The sequence below is a fragment of the Bradyrhizobium sp. ISRA464 genome (genome assembly GCF_029910095.1).
Taxonomy (GTDB): domain Bacteria; phylum Pseudomonadota; class Alphaproteobacteria; order Rhizobiales; family Xanthobacteraceae; genus Bradyrhizobium.
On record NZ_CP094526.1, the window covers coordinates 6,993,542 to 7,018,542 of the forward strand.

The window sequence follows — 25,001 nt, forward strand, 5'->3', positions numbered from 1 at the left end:
GCTTAACCCTCGCAATTGGATGAGACGAACCGCTCGAGATCGGACGCGGACAGTCCGGACAGACGCTGCAGGCCCTGCCAGGCAGCGTGATGGTTTCGCAGGATGTAGTCCCTGTTGTCGGGCCGGCTCGCCGCCCGCCATTCCGAGATGATGATCGACATCGCCACCCGTGCCTTGATAAGGACCGGAAGCACGCGGACCTCATCGACCTCGAGCCGCGTCACGGTGCCGTAGCCGCGCAGGATCGCGCCCGCGAGGTTTTGCCAATCGCCGGTCGCCAGGTGATAGGCAAGCGCCACGGCGAGATCGTTGACGCGCGGGGCAAACACCATGTCGCCGAAATCTATGATCCCCGCGATCTCCAGCGGCAACGCCGGATCGACCAGGATGTTGTGGGGATTGAAATCGTTGTGGATGATCTGGTGCGGCAGCGAGCCCGCTGCCTGCGGAATTTCTTGCGCAAAGGCATCGAGCACGCCGCGCACGAGCGGCTGCCGCTCGTCGCCGACATGCCCGACGAGATCCGCGAGATCGAGCGTATGGCTGATGTCCCAGAGCAGCTTGCCGGCGGGCGGACGTCCCTGAAAGCCGGCGAGCCCCTGACCGAGAATCGCCAGCACACGGCCGAGATTGTGGTTGCGAGCGGTTGATGCCGGCAGACGATAGAGCTGGTCGCCGTCGAGGTAGCTGAGCAGCCGCACCTTCCGGACCGCACCGCCCGCCAAGGCCAGATCGTAGCTGCGCACGCCCTGCAGGGTGGAAATAAGCCGCGGCACCGGAACGTCAGGCGCCGTCGCCTTCAGATGCATCAGCGCGCCGTCCTGAAAGGCCAGCGAAGCCGGATCTTCGACGGGATTGGCGATCTTCAGCACATAGGCATCGCCTGTCGTGGCGACGAATTTGAAGGTTTCGTCGCGCTCGCTCAACAGCCGGGTCACCGAGCCTGACAGACCGTAGATCCGCGCGACCAGATCCTCGACCTCGGCGAGCGGCAGCAGCGTGCAATGCGACGACAGCACATCGCCGGCCGAAGCAGGAGATTCGCTTAGAGTCGCCACATCATTCATTCCGGCATCCCGACATACATACAACAATTGCGCTGTGACATGCACTCGCGGCAGCCATTTCGAAGGAGGCTGCCGCGACTGCTGCTTGAGAGTCCAGTCTAGCTGTTGACGGCGTAGGCGGAGCGATCCGCCCGGCCGAGCGCAACCTTGGCGAAGGCTTCATCCTCGACAGGCAGGAACCAGATCGACAGGAACGCACCGCCGGCAATGAGCGCGAACAGCGCCGCCAGCGGCCCCCACTGAACGCCATAGGCGTGGGCCAGCCAGACACCGACCAGCGGCGTGGTGCCGCCGAAGATCGCGCCGCAGAGCTGGAAGCTCAGCGAAATGCCGGTGTAGCGCATGCGCACCGAAAATGCGCGCGGCAAATAGGAGGCGATCACCGCGTAGTAGGCGCCGATCAGGAAGGTCGCGACCAGGATGCCGATCGCAATGTTCGCAACACTGCCCGACACCACCAGCATCATCATCGGGGCCGACCAGAGGCAGGCGGCGCCGGTCGTAAACAGCAGCAGGCGCCGCTCGCCGATCTTGGTGGCGATGTACGACCCGACCGGGAACGAGGCGAGCTCGACGATGCCGACCCAGGAGATGATGTCGAGGATCTGGCTGCGCTGGATGTTCAGATAGGTTGTCGTGTAGCTGATCATCAGCGTGGTGATGAAATAGAATCCGGCGATGCCTAGCAGGCTCAGGCCGATGCCGAGCGCAACCGCCTTCTTCCTGGTTTTCAGCACCTCGCGGACCGGAACGACGTCGTGGGACGGCGCCTTGTTGAGCTGCGCGACCATCTCGGGGCTTTCATTGACGCCGGCACGGATGATGAAGGCTACGATCACCAGCACGCCGCTGAGGATGAACGGAATCCGCCAGCCCCACGACTGAAAGTCCTGCTGCGGCAGCGCGGACACCGCGCGGAACGCGAGCGTCGCCAGGATAAGACCGATCGGGCTGCCGTATTGCGGCGCGGACGCAAGGAACGTCCGCCATTTCGCCGGAGCATGCTCGGTGGCGATCAGCACCGCGCCACCCCACTCGCCGCCGACGGCGATTCCCTGGACGAGACGCAGCACCACGAGCATAACGGCGGCCATAATGCCGACGGAATGAAAGCTGGGGAGGATACCGATCAATGTGGTCGCCATGCCCATCACGGCCAGCGTGATGATCAGGCTCTTCTTGCGGCCGACCTTGTCACCGAGATGCCCGAAGATCAGCGCGCCGAACGGCCGGGCCACGAAGCCGACCGCGAAAGTCGCGAGTGACGCCAGAACGCCCATGAAGGGATCGTTGGTGGCGAAGAACACATCGCCGAATACCAGCGCGGCAGCCGTCCCGTAAAATGGCGGTCCCGAGAAACGCGGCCAGTGCCGCCCTGATCGGCTGTCGCTCAACCATACCCCTGTTCCTTCTCCCCTGTTCGTGCGCGGGTTTTGAATGTGTGATCTCCGGCAGTTCCTTCGTATTCATTTGATGCATGATGCGTCAAGAATATTTTGATGCATCAAACATCAGCACGCTGGTTATAAAAGAGGCGGGCTGATATAGATTTTTGGGACGTTGAATCGAGACTGGACGGATCGTCGCGAGATAGGGAACCCCTTGTGAAAGACATGTTTTTACAGGTCGATCGCAGCAGCCTGTACGAGACCGTGTACTCGCAGATTGCCCTTGCCCTGATCGAGGGGCAGCTGCAGCCGGACGACAAGGTCCGGATCCGGGCCCTCGCCGATCAGCTCGGTGTCAGCGTCACGCCGGTGCGCGACGCCCTGCTCCGCCTCGTCAAGGAACGGGCACTGGAGATGCGCGGGCTGAAGGACATCCGCGTTCCACGGATGCGTGTCGAGCAGTTGCAGGAGGTGCGGCTGATCCGGTTACGCCTGGAAGGCCTCGCCGCCCAGCTCGCCGCCTCGCGCATCGACCGCACCTCGGAGGTGATGCTGACGCGCATCCTCGAGGAGAACGAAGAGGCGCGGACCAAGGGCGACACCGTCACCGCCATCAAGCTCAACCGGCTGTTTCACTCCAAGATCGCCGAGATCGCGGGTCTGCCCGTGCTGCACGACATGATCGAGAACATGCGGCTGCGGATGGGGCCGCTGATCGCGGCGGTCTATGTCTCGGGCGGACGGCCCATGATCGCCTATCACTACGAAATCCTCGACGCGCTCAGGAAGCGCGACCCCGCCGCCGCGGAAGCCGCCATCCAGGCCGACATCAATGCGACAGCGGAAATCCTGCTGCAGTCAGGGCTTCTGCTGTCGAACGAGGTGGCGACAAACCACGCGGGATTGAAGGCGCTGGCTTGACGCCTTGCGCCGCAACCGCGGTCCTCATCGATGGCGCGATTAGCGCAGCACGACCTCCGGGCGGGTCCACCGCAGATATCGTCGCGGTGCGGCGCCAAGCTCACACTTGAACATCGCAGCGAACGCGCTCTGGCAGATGACCTGCGCGGCGCCGGGCGCCGATGGTATTTTCGATGGATCCCCCTCTTTTGATCCACACCGTCTATGTCCCGCCTTGCGGTTGTGAAGTGCTTTTGCACATCCGAGCCACAACCGCGGGGTGCATCCGTATTTCCACGGCCCCAGTGCCTTTTTGTCCCGTCAGCAGGGCCTTTGGCGGATCGGTCGATCGCTCCCGACTACTTATCCGCTGGACTTCCACGAGTTGTTGGAAGACCTTAGGGTGTGGTGGCGGGAAGCGATCATGGACGTCGTAGAGTGGCTGCGAGGCCTGGGTCTTGAGCAATATGAGACCGCGTTTCGCGAGGCAGAAATCGGACTCGACATTCTGCCTGACCTCACCGACGCCGATCTCGTCGAATTGGGCGTCTCGCTCGGCAACCGCAAGCGTCTGTTGAAGGCCATCGCGGCTCTCGCCAGCAGGCCGGCACCGTCGGGCGAGCCGGGCTCGGACGAGGCCGAACGCCGCCAGTTGACCGTGATGTTCTGCGATCTCGTGGGGTCGACCGAGATTTCGGCGCGGCTCGACCCCGAAGACATGCGCGACGTGATCCGCGCCTATCAGGATGCGTGCTCGGGGGCGGTCGCCCGCTACGAGGGTTTCGTTGCGCGGTTCATGGGCGACGGCATCCTCGCCTATTTCGGCTTCCCACGCGCGCATGAGGATGAGGCCGAGCGCGCGATCAGGTCGGGCCTCGATATCGTGGACGCCGTCGCGAAGCTGGAGACGCCGGCGCGACGCAAGCTCGCGGTTCGGGTCGGCATCGCCACCGGCATCGTCGTGGTCGGCGATCTCATCGGACAAGGTCCCGGTCAGGAAAGGGACGTCGTTGGCGAGACGCCCAATCTGGCGGCGCGACTGCAGGTGCTGGCAGCGCCCGGCACCGTGGTGATCGCCGAAGCCACCATGCGATTGGTCGGCAGGACTTTCGATCTGGCGTCGCTCGGCGTTCACGCGCTCAAGGGGTTCGAAACGCCGGTCCCGGTCTGGTCGGTCCTGCGCGATGCCCGGACCAGCACCCGCTTCGAAGCGTTCAGATCGCACGGACTTTCGCCCATGGTCAACCGCGAGCGGGAGACCGCGCTGCTGCGGGACCGCTGGCAGCGCTCGCGGAATGGCGAGGGACATGTGGTGCTCATCTCTGGCGAAGCGGGGATCGGAAAGTCGCGCATTGTGGCCGCGCTTGCCGAACACGCCACCGCGTCGCCCCACGTCGCGATCCGCTATCAATGCTCGCCCCATCACGTGAACAACGCGCTCTACCCGATCTTGAGCGAAATCGGGCGAGCGGCGGGACTGGTCGACGACGAATCGCCGACGGCGAAGCTCGACAAGCTCGAAGGCATTCTCGTGCGCCATGGGCTGGACGCTCGTGAGTACGCACCGATCCTTGCCGGGGCGCTCTCGATCCCTGCGGCCGATCGCTATCCCCCAATCGATCTGACGGCGGCGGAACAGAAAGAGCGGACAATCTCGGCTCTGGTGGTGTTTTTCGCAGCCAGAGCCCGGCGCGTCCCCGCACTTGCATTGCTCGAAGACGCGCATTGGATCGACCCGACGTCACTCGTCGTGCTGGGACGCTTGTTCGAGCAAGTGCCCGCCCTGAGCGCGCTCATCGTCGTTACGGCCCGTCCCGAGTTCATCTCCCCCTGGGAAAATCAGGCCAATCTGTCCGCCCTACACCTCAGCCCGCTTCCGAAGGACGAGACGACGGCCATGGTCCACGGCGTGGCCGGGGGCAAAGCGCTGCCGGCCAAGATCCTGGAAGAGATCATCGTCAAGACCGACGGGGTGCCGCTGTTCGTCGAGGAACTGACGAAAACCGTCATGGAGTCGGGTCTGCTCCGCGAAGAGGGCGACTCCTATCAGCTTGTTTCAGGACGGACGCCGATCGCGATCCCGTCGACGCTGCAGGACTCGCTGCTGGCCCGGTTGGACCGGCTCAATTCGGTGAAGGACATCGCCCAGATCGGTGCGGCGATCGGGCGCGAATTTTCACACCGTCTCCTCGAGGAAGTCTCGAGCATGCGCGGCGCGGCGCTCATGGACGCGCTCGACAAGCTGATCGCCGCCAACATCATCCATCGCAACGGAGACCCGCCCGAGGCCGTCTATACGTTCAAGCACGCGCTGCTGCGCGACTCCGCCTATCAGCTCATGATCCGCGGGCGGCGCCGCGACGTGCATCGCAGCATCGTCAGGATCCTCGAGACACGATTTCCGCAGATCGTGGAAACCCAGCCCGAGATTGCGGCCATGCATCACGAGCACGGCGGCAACCCTGCGCGCGCCGCCGACTATTATCGGCTCGCCGGCAGCCGCGCTGCGGCGCGTTCGGCCAACGTCGAAGCCCTCGCCTATCTGAATGACGGATTGCGCGTTATCGAGACGTTGCCGTCGGGCGCCGAGCGTGACCGCCTGGAGCTGCAGGTGCAGTTGCTCCGCGCAGGAGCCCTGCGCGGCACCAAGGGCTATTCCGCGCCGGAAACCGGCGACGCCATCCGCCGCGCTTACACGCTGAGCCAAAGCGTCGGCGAGCCGGCGCAATTGCTGCTGACGCTCGCCGGCCTCTATGCCTACCACCTCGTCCATTCCGAGACGATGCGAGCCGGGGAGATCGCCGAGGAACTGCTGACCCTCGCGCGGCAGCAAGGCGACACCAACTACATTATGATCGGGCTGCGCAGCATCGGATGCGTGCAGTTTCAACTCGGACATCAAACCGCCGCGCTCGACCACTTCGAGCAATCGCTGTCGCTGTACGATCCGGTGGCGCATGGTCCGCTCGCTTCGTCGTTTGGGCTGGATCACAAGGAGGTCGCGGCCTCGTTCCGCTCGACCACGCTCTGGCTGCTCGGACGGCCCGCTCAAGCCGAGGCTTCGCAACAGGAAGCCCTGTCTCACGCCGAGAGCCTGAAACATCTACCCAGCATCTGCCAGGCGCTGATCTACAGCGCGCTGCTTCGCGTGCTGGCGCGCGACCACCCCGGCGTGATCGAATCGGCCACCCAGGGAATCCATCTGGCCCGGCGTCTTTCGTTCGACTTGATGGAGCACGGCGCGAGCTTCTTCCTTGCCGCGGCGCGACGCGGCCAGGTACCACCGGAAGAATTGCTGCCGGTGATGCTGAACGCTGCGGATCTGTGGTGGGCTACCGGTGCTCGCCAGTACCAAGGCTACGTCCTGACGGTGATCGCAGAGACCTATCTCGACGCGCATCAGCCTGAAAAAGGTCTGTCAGTCGTCGCGCAGGCCAAGGAATTGCTCGAGGCAACCGACGAGCGATGGGCCGAGGCCGAACTCTATCGCGTCGAAGGCATGCTGCTGCTCGCGTTTCCGGAACGACGGATCGCCGAGGGCGAGGCTTGCCTGCGCAAGGCGATCGCCGTCGCGCGCGACCGAGCGGCGCTGTCATGGGAATTGCGTGCCTCGGTCGACTTGGCTCGTCTGCTGGGGAGCATTGGACGCGCCGCCGAAGGCAAGGCGCTGGTGGAAGCGGTTTATGGCCGTTTCGACGAAGGCTTCGACAGCGTCGATCTTGCGGCTGCGCGCGCGATCCTAGTGCCGCACACGTCTACCGCCTAAGGCCGCCGGTCATTCCGACGCCTCAAGGATCCTGCGCTCAACCAACCACGACACCATGCGCCGCCCGCGCTCACGACTGGTGTCCCGCCCCAATTGGTGTCCAAGCGCCTCAAGGCTGTCGCTCTGCGCCATGCACTCCAGCAGCGTCTCGACCGCGACCCCGTCGAGATAGGCGAACGGGCGCTCAAGCGCCGGATGATGCAGGCCCTTGCGCAAAGTAACGCGGTCGCGTTCGATGATTGGCACATCGGCAATGTGAACATCGCGCGACAGGCGCATCTTTCCAACGAATGTCCGTGGCGACCGCAGCGGCATCGGCCACGCCGGAGCTTGCGGTATGGCCGCGCGCTCGTGCCAGAACGGGGCCGACGTCGTGCCCGCCACCGCCGCATAGTGTCGCGCCGCTGCCGCGCGATGCCGCTCAACCGTGTCCTTCCGGGCGTCCCGATAGAAGGTTATGGCGGCCCCCGCATCTTCGGGACGTGTGAGCATGGTATGGACCACGATCGCGGCCTGGAGGCCGGAATTCATCGCTGCCTGAACGCCCTGCGACGACAGCGGATCGAGCGAGAAGCTCGCCTCCCCGACCTTGATCGAATTTTCCGTCACGCACACGGCGCTCTGATGCGGCGTGGCTTCGTGGAGCCGGACTCCGCCGTCCAGCTTGCCGCGCAGACAATCCCGCAGCAGCAACGACTCCGAAAGCCGGTCCCGATATTCGGCTTCGATATCGCGCCGGCGCCGGCCGCGACATTGGCCGCCATCGACGAAGACCATGGCGCAAAACCCGCCGTCCGATCGTGGCGCGCCCCAGTACCAACAGGTCCGTCCTGCCTCGACGCGGTTGGGACCGGGGACGAGCGGGGTATCACGCCAATGCCCCGACAGCGCCGCTGTCAGGGGTCCCGCCGGCGGCTCCGTCTTGCGGATATTGGAGTAGCGGCCCGCGGCATCGACGAGAAACCGGGCCGAGACCAGCAAGCTGCCTTCGCCCGTCTCGACCGGAACGCGCCATCCCTCAGGGCACGCACGCGGCGCCTTCGCCCTTGCCGGCTGGAGGACGCGCACGCCGGCCCTCCTCGCCGCATCAAGGAGAATTGCGTCGAAGCGTCCGCGGTCGACGATCAAGCCAAAGCGACCGGGTGGCGGCGACACGTCCTCGTCGGCCTCAGCGGCCCATCGCAGCACGGATTTCTCAACCCGCACGAACCCGGCTTGCGCAACGTCGTCGCAGATCCCGAGAAGGTCGAGAACAGTCCAGACCGACGGCGCCATCGCCTCGCCGACACGCGAACGCGGAAATGCGCTCCGCTCGATCAGGATGACTTCGTGGCCGAGCCCTGCGAGCCGCGCCGCGAACGCCGCGCCGGACGGCCCGCCGCCGATCACGCAGACTTCGGCGCTCGTCAAGCGGGTCACGGCAACGCCGCGACGTCGACTGCAGCCCGACCATCGGGGGCCGCCGCGCCGCTGAAATAGTCAGGACGAAGCACGGAGAGCCTCACATAGGCCTGCAGGCAATACTCCAGCCATCCTCTGATGAAATCGCAAGCCGGCCGTCCCCGGGCGATCACCTCGTGATGGCAGCCGCCGCCGCAGAGGTAGCGCGCCCAACAGGAGCGGCAGGGCTCCTGCCGATCGACCAGACGTTCCTCGAGCCATTGCCGCTGACGCGCCCGGTCGACGCCTGTCTCGACGTGCCCCATCGCGCCGGCGTCATCATCGACGAAGCGATGGCAGGCGAACATGTTGCCATCGGCCGACACACCGAAATACCCCGCGCCTGCGCCGCAGGGATAGGGACGATGGGTGCCGCGATGGATCTCGCGCATCGCGCTGTGCATGTTGGCGAACGGATAGCGCTTGCCCTGCGCCATGCGACGCTCAAACTCGCGCCCGCAGGCGACCATCTGCGCGAGCAGCACCTCGAAGTCGGACGCAGCAAGCTCGCTCTTGCCGGTCGGCGAACGCAGCACCGGGGAGAACCCGACGCTGGTGAATCCCAGCTCGGCGAACCCGTCCAGGGTTTCGCGAAGATCGAGATTGTCCGGCGTCACCGTGACACGCGCGGAAATCTGCATGCGGCGCTGCATCGCGAGCAACGGCATCACATTCTCGATCGCCCGCTGATAGCTGCCGCGCCCGTTCTTGAACGGCCGCTGCCGATCGTGAACGGCCCCGATGCCGTCGAGGCTCACCGTCACCGCAAATCGATGTCGCTCGAAGAACTCGCCGTCATCCGGCCGCAGCAGCGTGCCGTTGGTCGTGACCGAGAATTTGGCGTTGGCGCCCTTGGCACGCACCAGCCTCATTGCAAGCTCGGTCGCGTCACGGAGCAATTCGCGCGCCGCAAGCGGCTCGCCCCCCAGGAACGAGATATGGAGCGTGTCTCCCCTCTCCGCGTCGGCGAACAGTCTGCGCACCGCCGTTTCAGCCGTGCGCCATGCCATCTCCTTGGCCTTGCCGCCGAAGCTGCCCTCCTGCGCGTAGCAGTAAGTGCAGCCGAGATTGCAGGCTTGCGCGACCGCGAGCGACAACGACCGCAGCGGCGGATCGCGCGGCGCCGCCATGGCCGTTGAGAGCGGACGCGACAACCCTATCGCTTCACGCACCGCGCCCGGACCGAGCCCCGCCGCACGAAGCAGCTCTTCCCTGGTCTCTTCGTCGAGCGCGAAGACCTGCGAGGCGTCCGCCAGCAGGGCGTGCGGCCCGAATTCGGTATCGAACAGATGAACGTCAGGCGACGCGTCGGGCAGGCTCGCCGTGATCATTGTTGCGGCCAGAATGGAATGCCGATGCCGTCCGCTGCCAGTTTTTCACCGACCTGGAGCAGCTCATTCATCTTCAGCCGCGCGGCATTGACCAGCGGCGCCCCCTCCGTCATCCCCCCGCGCGCGTAGTCCGTGTAGCCCTTGTCGAGGTCGCGCAGGATGTCCTGGTAGATCGCGAGCGCCGCGGCCGCCTGACTGGGCGTGCCGATCTCAACCCGCCGCAGATACGGCAAGGCCGGTTCAGCGCCCTGATACGCCTTGAGCGCAGTCTCCACCTCGCGGAAGCGGCTGTAGTGGTCGACACCGTCACTGTCGATCCGTTCGGCGAGCTCGATCGCATGAGCGGGATAGATCGGTGATCGCAGGGTCGCGATCACCTTGGCATAGGCACCGTCGAGGAAGCCGCTCGGCCGTTCGATGTTGATGAAGTCGTTCAGCGCGTCGGGCGTCAGGCGGCGCAATGCAGCGTCGCGCCAGCCGCCCTTCCCGTCGGGCAACTTCTTCGCCGGATGTAAAACCGGCTCGTAGGACGGGATGAGGCGGGCGTCGTGCAGCATCCAAAGGAGCTCGTTGACCCAGCGCAGGTGCTGCATTTCGCAGGTGGCGATGATCATCAGGCCGCCGCGGATGAAGGTGACGTCGTCCTTCATCGTGTTCCAATGCGATCCCGCCGCCTCCTCGGGAGAGAGCAGCGAAAAGCGCGCATAGAGATATTCGAGCGCGAGCGCCATCTCCATCGGGCCGAGCTTGTCGCGCAATTCGCGCGCGAGCTCTTCCGGGCTTGCGAACGGATTGGCATACCTTTCCCGCAGCGGGACGTAGACCGAATCGATCTCCCGGTCGTGGAGCACGACGTTAAGGTTCTGCCACTCGTGATTGATCTGGAAGTGATCGAACTGGTAGGGGCGGTTCTTGGCGATGGTGTTCGCCGCCTCCGCCGACACGTCGCGCGACCGCTCGGCGCGCAGCCAGTCGACCCGCAAATTGGCCAGCAGCGGATTGGCAGCCTCACCGTTCGGCAGTATCCGCTCGCCGGGCTCGAGTTCCTGGAAGACAGCGTCTGGATGATTGGAGGCCCAATACATGCAGGCGCAGTCGCGAAAATCATGCTGCCAGGGCGAGCAAAGACTCTGCAGCAGTTCGCCCGGCAGATAGGCGCCACTGATCACGCCCGTGACGGGGTCAGTGAAGTGCCGCCGCCAGCCGTCGAATACGACCTCGGCGCCATCGGCCACACCGCGTCGCTTCAGCCCGATCTTCAACGCGCCCGGCGCGAGCCCGCGCAGCAACCGCCAGACGTAGAGGCCATCGAGGGGATAATCCGGATTGTCGGGGTTGTGCAGGTGCATCGACAGACGCTTGCCGGCCTGCTCCACCCATTCGAGATACCAGTCGGTATGCGCGTCCAGCGTGCTGGCGTTCAGCTCGATATCGAGCAACAGCCGCCGTGCGTCGGCGTTGTCCGCCTGCAGCTCCGGATCGAACAGATAGTCGACATATCTGAGCCACGCGCCGTAACGCTGCGGTTCGTCATAGGGCGCGCTGTTGTCGTCGCGGCCGACGAATTCAAAGACCAGGCCCGGGAAGAACCGGCGATCGAAATTGCGAACATCGACCTCGAGGCCCGGGTAGCAATTGCCGACCGCGTCCTCGAGCCGCGTCACGGCCGGATTGCCGGGCACCTGATAGGCGGCGCGGGCAGTGAGATTGCGCGGAAATATCTTTCCCGATCGCTTGTCCATGGCTGATGTCCTCACGCCTTCCGCGGCTGGCCGGCCGCGGTGTCGGCCGCGGCCTGCTCCGCCAGCAAGTCGATGAACCTCATCAGCGTGTCGTAGTCACGCCAGGTCAGGGACAGCGCGTTCTCGTCGGAGTCGCGCATGAAGGGCGGCATGCGCATGTCATGCAGGCCGTCGCGCGACACGCGGGAGTCGCGGAAGCTCGGATTGGGGACTTTCCCCGGCGCTTCTTCAAATTGGGAGAAGCGGCCATATGGCGGCCGGATCAGTCGTTGGACATGCTCCTTGCGGGTGCGCAGGAAATCCCGCAACGTGATCAGGTCGGTGAGCGGCGCATGCGCCGCCATCGCAACCGCGGAATAGGGCAATGGCAGGAACGGGACGCCGTCGCTCTGCTGCGCGACCTTGTCGGAATCCAGCAGGATCGGCGTGAGGTCGACATACGGCTTGTCGTCCTTTGTCATCATGCGCTTGTCGATCTGCGGAAGCCCGGAATAGTTCGGCGGCGGCGGATCGTTGATATTGCTCTGGATCGCCTTGTAGCGCACCGCGTCGAGATTCATCAGGCCCGCAGTCTCGAAGACGCGCGCGAACAGATCGGCGATCTCGGCACCGGTCTCTTTGATCGTTTGCTCGGATACCTCGACCGGCGGCAGCTCGCGGTCCGCGAGATCCCCGGCCAGCGACGCGAAGGGCCGACGGTCCGGGGCGTAGTCGGGCACGCCGGACAGCACCCTCGCGGTCGCGACGAAACGTGCCCCGGCGACGACGAGTTGCGCCGAGATGACGCCGTCGCAGGTGTCGTCGACCACGCCCCAGGACCGCCAGTCGCCGACATCGGCACCGTCGTAGGAATCGCACGGCTGGGGATCGGTCTGCCCCGGCGCGTTCATGATGTAGGTCGACCACGGCGTGTCGGGGTTGAGGATGCGGTTGCGCGCCGGCACGATTTCGTGGATCGCGCCGGGCAAGATCGCCGCGGCGATGATGTCGCCGGGCTGTCCCGGCGACGATGGGCCCGCGATCGCATTGGGTGGTCCGTAGACTTCGCCACGTGCCGGCGTGAAGCGGACGCGGATTTGCGACAGGTCGATGCCCATCGCCGTCGCCGGCGCCGGCTTGATCACCTGGAACGCCCCGAGCGGTATCGGATGGTCCGGATAGACCAGCGGTTCCTGACCCGGCGTGTGCGGGCTGATGGCAAGCAACGGCTTGCGCTCATGGTCGGTGCCGCTGACCTCGAGCCGCGCGATATAGGAGCACGCCGGAGATCCGGTTCGCCGCTGCGCCTTGCAGTTGGCCACGGTCACGTTGAACTGCAGGTTGTCGATCGACGCCCCCAATTGCGCCAGCCGGGCCGGCGTCGCCCTCTCCTCCCGGACCTCGCCGTCGTGCGACGACTGGACTCTCAGCCACAGCTCGAAGAACGGCGCCGCCGGTCTTAGCTGATCGCCATCCTTGAACCTGATGACATTGGGAATATACGGCCGAAGCGATCCGTCAGCGCCGACGTCCAGCGTGACGGCGGGCTTGATCACCGTTTGATGGGCTCCGTGCGTCGAGACGTCGGTGTCCCATTCGAACGCCTCCAGCGGATTGTCGCTGCCGCCAACCCGCGCGATCGCGACCGGGGGCAGGAAATACATCTCGACGACACGATCCATACATCCCTCCCCAACCTATCGAAGCTAGTCGCTGCCAGCGGAATAGGGTTCGCGCACGATGGGCCCCGGCGTGGGCGGCACCAAGGGCGGCTTGCGGCCTCTGCCCTTCAGCGCAACGGCCTGTTGGTAGCGGAAGAAGCCGTTGGGATCGTACTTATCCTTGATCGCCACCAGTGACGAGTAGTAGTCGCCCCAATACGCCTTCGCGAAGTCCTTCTGCTGACGGCGCGGATAGTTCTGATAGGAATGTCCGTTGCAATAGGGCGCGTACATCTTCATGAAATCGTCAAGGAACTGCTCGTAGGGGCCTTTTTCCTCGGGAGTCCGCCAGAACAGGCCGAAGAACGTGTTCATCAGCACATCGCGATGGATGAATGCGTTGGCGCCCTTGCGCACGCGATTGATCTGGCCGCCATAGGGCTCGATCACGAACCAGCTCCATGGGCACGGCGATTGCGCGAAGCGGTCCATGATTTTCCGCCAGTCCTTCAGGCTCAAGGGCCGCGAAACGTAGGCGCTCTGCTTGTCCTCCATCACCGAGTTCGGCACGTCGGGGATCGGAAAGGGCTTGTCGACGATGTAGCGGTTCACCGCCAGATAGGTGTCGACCATGTCGACCTGCAGCTGGACGCCCTTGATCGCCAGCAATGAAGAGAGCGCGGCCATGCCCTCTTCGCGGCTTCCATGATACGTGCCGCGCATCAGCATGACGTTCTTGCCCTGCTGGGCGGTGACGATCACCATGTAACCCAGCTGATCCGCGACGCCCTTGGTCATGTAGTTCTTTTGCAGCTCGACGAGCGCCGCAGGTGCGTCCTCGATCGGCCACAGCAGACCAAAGCCCCAGATCTTCCAGAGGTCGTGTAACCGGTAGGTCGCCTGCAGCAGCACGCCGAAATTGTTGCCGGTCCCGCCGCGAATGGCCCAGAACAGATCCTTGTTCACGGTTTCGCTGGCCAGCACGATGCTGCCATCCGCGAGCATGACGGTCGCATCGATCAGATTGTCGCAATTCATGCCGTATTCGCGGGAGGTGAAGCCGTAGCCGCCGCCCTGCATGTAGCCGGCGAGCGCCACGTCCTCGCAGGCGCCGCCCGGCATGTGCAGCCGGTAGCCGTTGAGCACTGCATTGATATGGCCAAACGTTGCGCCGGCGCCGATCACCGCCCGCTTCGCCGCAGCATCGACGACGACATAATTCATGCGGCTCAGATCGATCACCATGTCGCAGATGACCGAATAGCCGGCCGTGCTGTGGCCTCCCGAACGCATGATCGCCCAGAATTTGTGGTGCTCGGCGAATTTCAGGCAATGCCTGACGTCCTCGAACACCTCGCAATAGACGATAAGCTGCGGAAGGACCTGAAATTCCTGGCTGAAAACCTGCCGCGCGGCATGATAATTGGAGTCGGTCGGCAGGACCACGGAGCCCTCAAGCTGCGATTGGAGCTCGGCGATCGCTTCAGGTGTTGGAATTGCCGATGCCGGCGAATGGGCTGCGCGGAGGCGGGCGACTCTCGCCTCGCGGTGCCTGAGCCTCGCACTCTTCCACATATCGCCACCTAGCCGATGGTCGTGGAATCGGGACGCTCAGCTCGCGATGCGGCCTGGAAGGGTGGTGTTGGAGACAGGGAAAAGCGGCCGAAAGAAACCGCCACAGTAATTATACCTGAGGTTGCCATGGGCATAAATCACCGTCTCTGAAATATGCAGATATCCAATGCCCGATCAGGCAATAAGTCAATCCGCTCGCGGTTCTCGAACCGCTTAAATATTCCGGACACAATCGCTCGAGGCGGCGCGATCGACGAACTCTCCGACTTCTGCATCACCTGGACCGATTGCCCTTTCCTGGATCGCCATTGCCCGACAATGCCTGCGCGGCGCCACCAATGCCGCGGCGAAAGGCTTCGTCGAAGGTCACGCCGCGCATCCGCCACGTGTAGGACTTGCCGTGCCAGTCGATCCGCCACTGCGTAGCCCAGCCGAGATCCTTGTCATCCCACACCAGCCGTCCGACCAAGGCGGCTTCGCCGCCCTGCGGCGCGACGATCGGCGTCAATTTCGCTGACGGCACCTTAGTGACGTCGGCCGCGGTGACGTTCGGTGCGGCGAGCGCCGCCGTACTCGGCAGAACAAGACGCATCCCGAGCTTGTCTGCCGCGGCCGCAAGCGCGTCGCGCTGCAGGTCCGACTGCGTGCCGTCGGCGGTGACGATGTAGTTCTTCGTTCCCTGTTGCATCTCGACGAAGACGCCGAGCACCGGCCGCTGCGCCTTCCACGGCTTCAGGCCGAGCGTCGCCAGGAGGCCGTCGATCTTCTTCTCGTCAAAGCTGACCGTCAGATCGTAAGGGCGGTCGCGGGTGCCCTGCTCGTCGTGATGCGGCTTGCCGGCATACTGGTCATGATAGCTGAAATCGCTGACGAACTCCTTGGCCCTCGATTTGTACGCACCGAGCCGCTTGTCGCCCGCGAGCGCTGGCTGACCGGAGACCTTGATCAGTACGTCCTCCAGGCAGGCGCCAAAACCGATGATGCGGTTCGGCTCGCCCTGACCGGTGACGACGGTCTGCGCGCGGTAGAGATCATCGGCCGCTGCCGCCATCGCCCCGCTGCTACCGGTCAGGGCCGCTGCGACGATCGCCCGGGCCACGCTGCGCATGAGCATACCGGTCAGAATCCTTCCCGTCTCAAGCAAGGCAGCCATGCTCACCTCCGCGCAGCGCTGGGTCCGTACAGATTGACCGCTTTTCCCCGCGGCGCCAACAGGTTCCAACATGGGCACCATGCTGCGCGCTACGTCGCGCGCTATGGCCACGCGCGGCCGGCCTGACATATGCTGAAGTCCTGGATGGCGAGGCTGGGAGCGCCGTCCGCGACAAGAATCCTTTTCGGGAGACGCCCTTTGAAGTGCTACGAGTTGCAAGGCCCAGGTGGTGTCGACGCGCTCGCGCTGGTCGACAAGCCGATTCCGCAAGCCGGTCCCGGCGAGGTTCTGGTCCGACTGACAGCGGCGACCCTGAACTATCGCGACCTGCTGACGGTCAAAGGCGGCTACGGCTCGCGCCAGAAATTTCCGCTGGTGCCGGTCTCCGACGGCGCTGGAATCGTCGAGGCGGTCGGCACCGGCGTGAGGAATTTCGCGCCCGGCGACCGCGTCATCGGCAGCTTCTTCGAGGACTGGCTCGGCGGCGAACCAAGCGAGACGCGGATGCGCGCGGCGCTCGGCGGCAGCGTCGACGGCGTGCTGACGGAGTACCGGCTGTTCCCGGTTCGAGCGCTGGTGCGCACACCGGATCATCTGAGCGACATCGAGGCCGCGGCGTTGCCATGCGCCGGCCTCACGGCCTGGAGCGCCGTGGTCAAGCTCGGCGATGCGAAGCCCGGCCAGACGGTGCTCACCCAAGGGACCGGCGGCGTCTCGCTGTTCGCGCTGCAATTCGCCAAGATGTGCGGTGCCCGCGTCATCGCGACCTCCTCCAGCGAGGCCAAGATCGGGCGGCTGAAGGAGCTCGGCGCGGACGTCACGCTGAACTACAAGACCACGCCCGACTGGGGCAAGAAGGCGCGCGAACTGACGGGGCGCGGCGTCGATCTGGTCGTCGAGGTCGGCGGCGTCGGCACGCTGAACGAGTCGATCCGCGCCACGAAGATCGGCGGTACCATCGCCTTCATCGGCGTGCTCGCGGGTCCTGCGACATCCGACACGCGGCTGCCACTGATGGTGATGCAGCAGCAACGGCTACAGGGCGTCACGGTGGGCTCGGTCGAAGACCTGCAGGCACTCTGCGACGGCATTAGCATGCACGGCGTCAAGCCCGTGATCGACAGGGTCTTCGCGTTCGACCAGGTCAGCGATGCATTCGCGCATATGGCAAGCGGCGCGCATTTCGGCAAAATCGCCATTGCGATCGGGTAGCGCGTCGAAGACACCCGGCATCAACGCTTACCGTCCCGTGAACTGCGCCTTGCGCTTCTCGACGAAGGCCTTGCGGCCTTCCTGTGCATCGGCGTTCTCGCGGATCACCATCTGCACCTCGAGCTCGCGGCGGAACTGATCGGCGTAGCTTGCGTGCTCGCTGTCCTCGAGCAATTGCCGCGTTGCGACCAGTGCCCGGGTCGGTCCGTCGGCGAGACGCCGCGCAAGCGCCTTCGCCTCGTCGAGCAATCTTGCGTCGTCGACCACCTCCCGCACCAATCCCCACTCCTTGGCGCGCTCGGCCGACAGCGGCTCGTTCAACAGCATCAGATCGAGCGCGCGCTGGCGGCCGATCAGGCGCGGCAGCAGCCAGGTCGAGCCGAGATCGGGCACCAGGCCGATCCGGCTGAACACCTGGATGAAGCTCGCCGATCGGCTTGCGAGGATGATGTCGCCGGACATCGCGAGGCTGAAGCCGCCGCCGGCCGCAACGCCATTGACCGCGACCACGACCGGCACGCGGCATTCGCGCAAAGAATGCAATGCCGGCCAATAATGCCGCATGACGCCGGTGTAGATGTTGTCGCCGAGCGACTGGGACGCCTTGAGGTTCTGCCCCGAGCAGAAGCCGCGTCCCTCCCCCGTCAGCACCAGCGCGCGGAGGTCGACATCGCGAGTCATTTCGCCAACCGCCATCGCGAGATCGCCAAGCAAGTCCGGCGTCATCGCGTTCAGGCTGGCTGGATCGTTGAGCGTCAGGATGCCGATACCCCCGTCCCGCTCGCGCTTCACTGCGGACATTTTCCTCTCCCCGGAATTGCTTGTTGTTGCACTCACGGCGCCTTGCTTGGCATGCTACGCTAACTCGACCCACCCGCAACAAGAACAGCGAAAACAGCGCCATGTCCGATCAGTTCTCCAATTCGCAAGTGATCCGCAAACCCGCCGTAACCTCCAGGGGCGGCATCGTCGCGGCGCAATCGCGCAGGGCGGCGGAGGTCGGCGCGGAGGTATTGGCTGATGGCGGCGATTGCGTCGACGCTGTCATTGCAACCACCTTTGCGCTTGGCGTGCTGGAACCCTGGATGAGCGGTGCCGGCGGCGGCGGCGCCATGGTGCTCTATCGTGCGCGCGAGAACCGCCATGAAGTGATCGACTACGGCATGCGCGCGCCCGACAGTCTGCGCATCGAGGGCTATCCGCTGACCGGCTCCGGCGGCACTGCCTCCGACCTCTTCCCCTGGGCGCGCGTGAAGGACGACCGCAACCTGCATGGCCCCGGGTCGATCGCGGTGCCCGGCGTGGTCGCGGGCATGGAGGAGGCGCATCGCCGCCACGCCCGGCTGCCGTGGAAGGATCTGCTGGCGCCGAGCGTGAAGCTCGCCGGCGAGGGCCTGCTGGTCGATTGGTGGACTACCGCGATGATCGCAAGCTCGGCCGCCGATCTCCGCCGCTATCCCGCCAGCGCCGCCGCCTATTTGCACGACGGCCTGCCGCCGAGCGCGCAATGGGGCATCAAGTCGGTGGTGCGCATGCCGCAGGACAGGCTGAAGGCGACGATGGCGCAGCTTGCCGCGGCCGGCCCGCGCGACTTCTACGAGGGCGATCTGGCGCGCAGCATCGCCGACGATATCCAGGCCGCCGGTGGCGCGTTGTCGGTGCGCGACCTCGCCGCCTTCCGCGCCCATCTGCGCGAGCCGCTGGCGATCCCCTATCGCGGCGGCACGGTCTACGCGACGCCGGAATTGACCGCGGGGCCCACCATGGCGCGCACGCTCGGCCTGTTGCAGAAGGCGTTCGAGCCCGCGCGCGGCGGTCCGGATGCCACGGCGTACGCGGCCTATGCGGAAGCGCTGCAGGCGGCGTATCGCGAGCGGCTGAAGGACATGGGCGACGTCGACGGTCGCCGCTCGCTCGGTGCCGAAGCGATCGCCCCCTCCTGCACCACGCATTTCGCCGCGGTCGACCGCAACGGCAACATGGCGGCGGTGACGCAGACGCTGTTGTCGACCTTCGGCTCGAAATTCGTGACACCGAACACCGGGCTGACCATGAACAACGGCATCATGTGGTTCGATCCGACGCCGGGCAACCCGAACTCGCTCGCCGGCGGCAAGCGCTGCCTGACCAACTACACGCCCGTGATCGCGCAAGCGGCCGACGGACGTCGCCTCGCTGCCGGCGCATCGGGCGGCCGCCGCATCCTGCCTGCGGTGTCGCAGCTGCTGTCCTTCGTGATGGATTTCGGCATGGACCTCGACACCGCGATCCACCAGCCGCGGATCGACGCCAGCGAAGGCGCCGTCGTGATCGGCGATGTGCGGCTGCCGCAGGCGGTGCGCGATGCGCTGCGCAGACGCTTCTCCTACGAGGAGGCGCGCATCCAGACCTTGCCGATGAAGTTCGCCTGCCCGAGCGTTGTGCTGCGCAGTGGTGCGACCAACAGCGGCGCCACCGAGTCGTTCCAGCCCTGGAGCGATGCGGTGGCGGAGGCGTGAGGCGGTCTCGGCAAGCATAACAACAACATCTCGGGGAGACGTCATGGCCTACGAGGCTTTCGCCAGGACGACGCCGAGTATGTTGCGCATTTTGTGGCTCACACATCCGCCTTCTCGCGACGGGAATCGTCCGAGCTTTGCATTTCGTTTCACCCTCTCTTGAACTGAGGGCGCAGGGAAAGCCGGGTGCCGATCGCACCCATGGGCCCGGTGCAACAAAAAAGCACCGGGGGTAGGACCACAGGTGAGACCGAAGAACACTCCGGCTTTCCCTGCGCGATGGGTTACGGCTTACTTCGTGCTCTCCCCGGCGAGACTTGGCTTTTTTGTCACCGTCTTCGCAAAGACGCGTTCCGCGTCTTGCGAGGAGACACCTGCCACTGGGGCGTCAGAACCACACGACTTCACCGTCCGCCTCATGCACACTCGTCAGTTGCGCATTCCGCGTCCACCGCATCCCGACCCAACACTCGTGACGATCGCGAAGCGCCCCTCAAGCGGGTGAGACGGGGACATCATACACTGAGTTGCAATTCTGGAAAACAGAAATATTTGCGCGCGAGGGCTTGCGCCGTCGAGGCTGGGCAAGAACTCGGCATTTTTTGGAGTTGATGTACGATTCGGCGCATGGCGAATCGGACGTTCAAGGCCGGCGACAGCCGGGAGCAACCCAGTCTTCTTCCTCCCCGGATTGAGGACTATGTCGGACAGCAGAATCCGGTGCGGGCGATCGACAGTTTCGTTGGCGCGCTCGACCTTTCAAAGCTCGGCTTCCGCCATGCGGATCGTGCCGCGGACGAAGTGGGGCAGCCGCCCTACGATCCGGCCGATCTGCTGAAGCTCTACCTTTACGGCTACATCAACCAGATCAGGTCGTCGCGGCGGTTGGAGCGGGAGGCCTGCCGCAATCTGGAGCTGATCTGGCTGTTGAAGAACATGAAGCCGGGCTATCGGACGATCGCCAACTTCCGCAAGGAGAACTGGGCGGCGCTCAAGGCCGCGAACCGCAGTTTCGTGCTGCTCCTGCGCGACCTCGGCCTGATCGGTGGGACCTTCGTTGCGATCGACGGGGCGCTATTCCATGGTAACGCCAGCAAGGGCAGCATCTTCACGCAAGGGAAGCTGGCCAAACAGATCGCCGCGTTGGACAAGGAGATCGAGGCTTATGGCAAGGCCCTTGAAGCCAACGATGCCGAGGAAGCCAAGCGATGTGCCGGTCCGGGAGATGGCAGCAAGGGCAGCGGCGATGTCGGCGAGAAGGTGAAGGAGCTGATGGCCCGGCGCGAGCGCGCGCAAGCCGACCTCAAGAACCTGGAGACAAGCGACAAGGGGCAACTCTCGAAGACCGATCCCGACGCAAGGCTTCTGAGCAAGGGCGACCAGACCATTGCGGGTTACAACGTGCAGAGCGTCGTTGACGACAAGCACACGCTCATCGTTGCCAGCGAGGTCGTCAACCGCAACGACGCGGGCCATCTTCATGAGATGGCAAAGGCGGCAAAAGAGGCCCTCGACGTCGAGACTCTGCAGGTGGCGGCCGATGCCGGCTATTCCACCAGCGAGGACCTGAAGGCCTGCGAGGATGACGGCATTGTTGCCTATGTGCCGCTGCACGAGGGCAATGGCAAGCTCAAGGAAGGCCGCCTCAGCCGCAAGGACTTCAGTTACGATGCGAACGCCGATGCCTACCGTTGCCCGGCCGGCGAGCTGCTGCGCCCGACGGAAGGGCGCTGGACGAACACGAGCGGCCGCATCGAGATCCGCTACCTGGCGCGCAAGGCGGCCTGCGCAGCATGTCCCCTGAGCGCGCGGTGTCTTGCCCCGAAGGCGCCTTACCGGAGCATCGCGCGCTGGGAACACGAGGACGTTCTCGAACGTCACCGCATGAGGATGCAAAGCGCCGAGGCTGCCACATTGATGCGCCGCCGTTCCGCCATCGTCGAGCACCCTTTCGGAACACTCAAATGCCGCGCCGGCTATCAGCACTTTCTCGTGCGCGGCTTCGACAAGGTCCGCGGCGAATGGAGCCTGATGGCGCTTTGCTACAACTTCACCCGCGTGCTCAGCATTCTCGGCTTCGACCGCTTCGTCGCGTACCTTGCAGAAAAGACGCGCATTGCCGGCGCAAACCTCCTTGCGGCCACTCTGCGCGCCATTCGGCTTGCTTTGCGGCCCTTCCGCGCCAAAATCTCGCTGTCGCTCGTCGTCAGTGCTTTCCGAGCCGCCCCAGCCCCTTAGTTGCCATTCTTGCCCAGTCTCGTCGGGCAAATCAGTGATTGACGCCTTCGACGACAGTCCGCGATCACACCCCCAGCCGGTCCCTCACCCGCCCCGCCAGCACGGCGGTGGTGACACCGACGCGCCAGAATGCGTGCATCGGTATCGGCTTAATGCCCGTGATCGGCATGTCGATCTCGGCCGTGGCGCCGCCGATCAGACGGCGGGCAAGTTGCGCCCCCATCGCGGTCGAGAGCGCGACACCGCGGCCGTTGCAGCCGAGCGAGATCAAAAGATTCTCGGCGGGCTCGTGCACATGCGGATAGTGATCCGCGGTGATGGCGAGCCGGCTGTTCCAGCCATGGGTCCAGGCGACACCCTTGAGCTGCGGCCACAGCCGCTCGGCATAGCGCATCAGATAGGCGACGTCGGACGGGCTCTTGATCCAGCGCATCGGGCCACGGCCGCCCATCAACAGGCGATTGCGCTGGTCGATGCGGTAATAGACCGTGATGTGGCCGCTCTCGTAGAGCACGGGCCGCGTCGGCATGATCGCGCGGGCGACCTCGTCGGACAGCGGCGCGGTGCAGGCGATCGAGGAGAACACCGGCACGATGCTGCGGCGGAGCGCCGGCCAGAGATCGTCGGTGAAGCCGTTGGTCGCGAGCAGCACCTTGTCGGCATGCACCACCGCGCGAGGCGTCTCGATCCGCCAGCGGCTGCCGTCGCGCCGCAGCGACAGCGCCGGCGTCTCGCCATGCACGGCCGCGCCAGCGCCGATCGCGGCGCGCGCCAGTCCCCGCGCGTAGCTCAGCGGATGCAGGTCGCCGCCACGCGCATCCAGCATGGCGCCGAGGTAGCGGTCGCTGCCGGTCAGCTCGCGCATCTCGGCGGCGTTCAGCAGCTTCACCGGCATGCCGCGTGCGATGCATTGCTTCGCGGTCGCCGCGATCGCAGCGGCGCTGGCCTGGTTGTAGGCGGCGCGCAGCGTGCCGTTCTGCCGCGCCTCGCAGGGAATCTGATAGCGGCGGATCAAATCATGCGTGAAGTTGGTGGTGCCGTAGGAGAATTCGATCATGCGGCGGCCGAGGTCGGGGCCAAAATCGGCCTCGATCTGATCGGGGTCGTGCTTCAGCCCGGGATTGGTCTGCCCGCCATTGTTGCCGGACGCACCCCAGCCAGGCTCCTGCGCTTCCAGCACGGTGGCGAAGACGCCCTGCTCGGCGAGATGCAGCGCGGTGGAGAGCCCGGTGAAGCCACCGCCGATGATCGCGACCGGTACGCTCGTATCCACGGTGAGCGGCGGCGTCGGCTCCGCGGGCGCGGCGGTGTCGGCATAGAGGCTAGGCGGCAGCGGCAGGCGAGTGGGTGGGGTCATGGGAGGGTACCGAACTTGGATAAGGCGATGTGGGCGCGTCGGCATATCCACGCGCTCCCTTCACCTCTCCCGCCTGCGGGGGAGGTCGCATTGCATCGCAGATGCAATGCGGGTGGGGGCTTTCTCCGCAACGAGACTCCGACTCGTGGCGAGACCCCCACCCCACCCCTCCCCCGCAAGCGGGAGAGGGAGCACAGTTCCGATGCGGCAACTGTTCGGCTCAACTTCATCGCCTCCGGGTCACAACGGGTGCAGCACGCGGCGCAGGAAATCCTGCGTGCGCGAGTGCTGCGGTTGATTGAGCACGGACTTGGCGGCGCCCTGCTCGACGATGACGCCGCCGTCGATGAACAGCACGCGGTCGGCGACGTCGCGGGCGAAGCCCATCTCGTGGGTGACGACGACCATGGTCATGCCGTCGTCGGCGAGCTTGCGCATCACCGAGAGCACCTCACCGACCAGTTCAGGATCGAGCGCCGAAGTCGGCTCGTCGAACAGGATCGCCTTCGGCTGCATCGCCAGCGCGCGGGCGATGGCGACGCGCTGCTGCTGGCCGCCCGAGAGCTGCGGCGGATGCACGTCGGCCTTCTCGGCGAGACCGACCTGTGTCAGCAGCGCACGGCCGCGCGCGATCGCCTGCTCACGCGGCTCCTTCTTCACATAGAGTGGCCCCTCGATGACGTTCTCCAGCGCGGTGCGATGCGGGAACAGGTTGAAGCGCTGGAACACCATCGAGACCTGGGTGCGGATCGCCACGATCGAGGGCGAGTTGCGATCGACCCGCGCACCCTCGACGCTGATCTCGCCACGGTCATAGCTCTCGAGCCCGTTAATGCAGCGCAGGATGGTCGACTTGCCGGAGCCGGAGGGGCCGATGATGCAGACCACCTCGCTTTTCGCGACCGACGCCGAGATGCCCTTCAGCACCTCGACCTTGCCAAAGCTCTTGTGAACGTCTTTCAGCTCGATCATTTGCGGTTCGCCTTGGTCTCGAAGTGCCGAACCAAGAGGATGAGCGGAATGCTCATGGTCAGATACATCAGCGCAACAAGCGTGAATACGCTGGTGTTCTTGAAGGTGGAGGAGGCGATCAATTTACCCTGCAGCGCGAGCTCGGCGACCGTAATCGTCGAGGCCTGCGACGAATCCTTCAGCATCATGATCATGATGTTGCCGTAGGGCGGCAGCACGATCCTGACTGCCTGCGGCAGCACCACACGGCGCATGGTGAGCCACCAGCCCATCCCGATGGTCTGCGCCGCCTCGATCTGTCCCTTGTCGATCGCCTCGATGCCGGCGCGGAAGTTTTCGGCCTGGTAGGCCGAATAGGCAATGCCGAGCCCGAGGATCGCCGCCTGCAGCGCCGTCAGCGCGATACCGAAATCGGGCATCACAAAATAGAGGTAGAACAGCAGCACGATGATCGGGATGCCGCGGATCACGTTGATGAGCGAGGCGCTGAGGCCCACGAAGAAGCCGATGCCCGACACCCGCATCAGTGCCCACACCAGCCCGAGCACGGTCGACAGCGCCAGCGAGCCGACGGTGACGACGACTGTCAGCCAAACACCCTGCAGCAGGATCGGCACGAACTCGGCGGCGTCACTGACAAATTTCTGCATCGGCTCAAACGCGCGACTTCATAGGGATAGTTGACGAGCTCTTGGGTGAAAGGCTGCGAATGTATCCACGCC

17 protein-coding genes are annotated in these 25,001 nt (G+C 65.0%); 5 read left to right on the forward strand and 12 right to left on the reverse strand.

Annotated elements, in window-relative coordinates:
* Nucleotides 1–2 precede the first annotated feature (2 nt).
* Both MTX19_RS32450 and MTX19_RS32455 read right to left on the reverse strand, forming a co-directional pair.
* On the reverse strand, nucleotides 3–1,067 hold the full coding sequence (locus tag MTX19_RS32450; protein ID WP_280980858.1) for a phosphotransferase: 1,065 nt from the start codon (nucleotides 1,065–1,067) through the stop codon (nucleotides 3–5).
* Between the two features lie 98 nt (nucleotides 1,068–1,165).
* Nucleotides 1,166–2,461, reverse strand: coding sequence for an MFS transporter (locus tag MTX19_RS32455; protein ID WP_280980859.1), 1,296 nt, complete (start codon nucleotides 2,459–2,461; stop codon nucleotides 1,166–1,168).
* 219 nt (nucleotides 2,462–2,680) lie between these two features.
* On the opposite strand from MTX19_RS32455, the gene MTX19_RS32460 reads away from it, so the two are divergent.
* A complete protein-coding gene (locus tag MTX19_RS32460; RefSeq protein WP_280984948.1) occupies nucleotides 2,681–3,376 on the forward strand; it encodes a GntR family transcriptional regulator in 696 nt (231 codons plus the stop codon).
* A 640-nt stretch (nucleotides 3,377–4,016) separates the two neighbouring features.
* Nucleotides 4,017–7,121, forward strand: a complete 3,105-nt coding sequence (locus MTX19_RS32465; protein ID WP_280986149.1) for an adenylate/guanylate cyclase domain-containing protein — start codon at nucleotides 4,017–4,019, stop codon at nucleotides 7,119–7,121.
* A gap of 9 nt (nucleotides 7,122–7,130) precedes the next feature.
* Here the strand turns inward: MTX19_RS32465 and MTX19_RS32470 are convergent, their stop codons facing one another.
* From MTX19_RS32470 to MTX19_RS32495, 6 genes are all read right to left on the reverse strand, one after another.
* A complete protein-coding gene (locus MTX19_RS32470; protein ID WP_280980862.1) occupies nucleotides 7,131–8,531 on the reverse strand; it encodes an NAD(P)/FAD-dependent oxidoreductase in 1,401 nt (466 codons plus the stop codon).
* A 5-nt stretch (nucleotides 8,532–8,536) separates the two neighbouring features.
* A complete protein-coding gene (locus MTX19_RS32475; RefSeq protein ID WP_280980863.1) occupies nucleotides 8,537–9,892 on the reverse strand; it encodes a radical SAM protein in 1,356 nt (451 codons plus the stop codon).
* Entirely contained in the window at nucleotides 9,889–11,634 is a 1,746-nt protein-coding gene (locus tag MTX19_RS32480; protein WP_280985650.1) for a ferritin-like domain-containing protein, read from the reverse strand. Before MTX19_RS32480 ends, MTX19_RS32475 begins: the two co-directional genes overlap by 4 nt.
* 11 nt (nucleotides 11,635–11,645) lie before the next feature.
* A complete protein-coding gene (locus MTX19_RS32485) occupies nucleotides 11,646–13,295 on the reverse strand; it encodes a hypothetical protein (protein WP_280980865.1) in 1,650 nt (549 codons plus the stop codon).
* 24 nt (nucleotides 13,296–13,319) lie between these two features.
* Nucleotides 13,320–14,720: an FAD-binding oxidoreductase gene (locus tag MTX19_RS32490; protein ID WP_280980866.1), complete on the reverse strand. Its 1,401-nt coding sequence runs from the start codon at nucleotides 14,718–14,720 to the stop codon at nucleotides 13,320–13,322.
* 403 nt (nucleotides 14,721–15,123) lie between these two features.
* Nucleotides 15,124–16,002 (reverse strand): DUF2066 domain-containing protein, encoded by an 879-nt coding sequence (locus MTX19_RS32495; protein WP_280980867.1) that lies wholly within the window; start codon nucleotides 16,000–16,002, stop codon nucleotides 15,124–15,126.
* 198 nt (nucleotides 16,003–16,200) lie between these two features.
* On the opposite strand from MTX19_RS32495, the gene MTX19_RS32500 reads away from it, so the two are divergent.
* Nucleotides 16,201–17,214 (forward strand): NAD(P)-dependent alcohol dehydrogenase, encoded by a 1,014-nt coding sequence (locus MTX19_RS32500; protein WP_280980868.1) that lies wholly within the window; start codon nucleotides 16,201–16,203, stop codon nucleotides 17,212–17,214.
* 27 nt (nucleotides 17,215–17,241) lie between these two features.
* Here MTX19_RS32500 and MTX19_RS32505 read toward each other — a convergent pair whose 3' ends face one another.
* Nucleotides 17,242–18,015 (reverse strand): enoyl-CoA hydratase-related protein, encoded by a 774-nt coding sequence (locus MTX19_RS32505; RefSeq protein ID WP_280980869.1) that lies wholly within the window; start codon nucleotides 18,013–18,015, stop codon nucleotides 17,242–17,244.
* Nucleotides 18,016–18,116: 101 nt separating this feature from the next.
* Here MTX19_RS32505 and MTX19_RS32510 point away from each other — a divergent pair, with 101 nt between their 5' ends.
* Nucleotides 18,117–19,712 carry a gamma-glutamyltransferase gene (locus tag MTX19_RS32510; RefSeq protein WP_280980870.1) on the forward strand — a complete coding sequence of 532 codons (1,596 nt, stop codon included), beginning with the start codon at nucleotides 18,117–18,119 and terminating at the stop codon, nucleotides 19,710–19,712.
* Between the two features lie 627 nt (nucleotides 19,713–20,339).
* Nucleotides 20,340–21,950, forward strand: coding sequence for an IS1182 family transposase (locus MTX19_RS32515; RefSeq protein WP_280978673.1), 1,611 nt, complete (start codon nucleotides 20,340–20,342; stop codon nucleotides 21,948–21,950).
* Between the two features lie 64 nt (nucleotides 21,951–22,014).
* Here the strand turns inward: MTX19_RS32515 and MTX19_RS32520 are convergent, their stop codons facing one another.
* From MTX19_RS32520 to MTX19_RS32530, 3 genes are all read right to left on the reverse strand, one after another.
* Complete coding sequence (locus MTX19_RS32520) at nucleotides 22,015–23,307, reverse strand: FAD-binding oxidoreductase (RefSeq protein WP_280980871.1); 1,293 nt, start codon at nucleotides 23,305–23,307, stop codon at nucleotides 22,015–22,017.
* Between the two features lie 240 nt (nucleotides 23,308–23,547).
* Entirely contained in the window at nucleotides 23,548–24,279 is a 732-nt protein-coding gene (locus MTX19_RS32525) for an amino acid ABC transporter ATP-binding protein (protein ID WP_280980872.1), read from the reverse strand.
* Nucleotides 24,276–24,929 carry an amino acid ABC transporter permease gene (locus MTX19_RS32530; protein ID WP_280980873.1) on the reverse strand — a complete coding sequence of 218 codons (654 nt, stop codon included), beginning with the start codon at nucleotides 24,927–24,929 and terminating at the stop codon, nucleotides 24,276–24,278. The genes MTX19_RS32525 and MTX19_RS32530 overlap by 4 nt, the downstream gene beginning before the upstream one ends.
* Nucleotides 24,930–25,001: the final 72 nt, after the last annotated feature.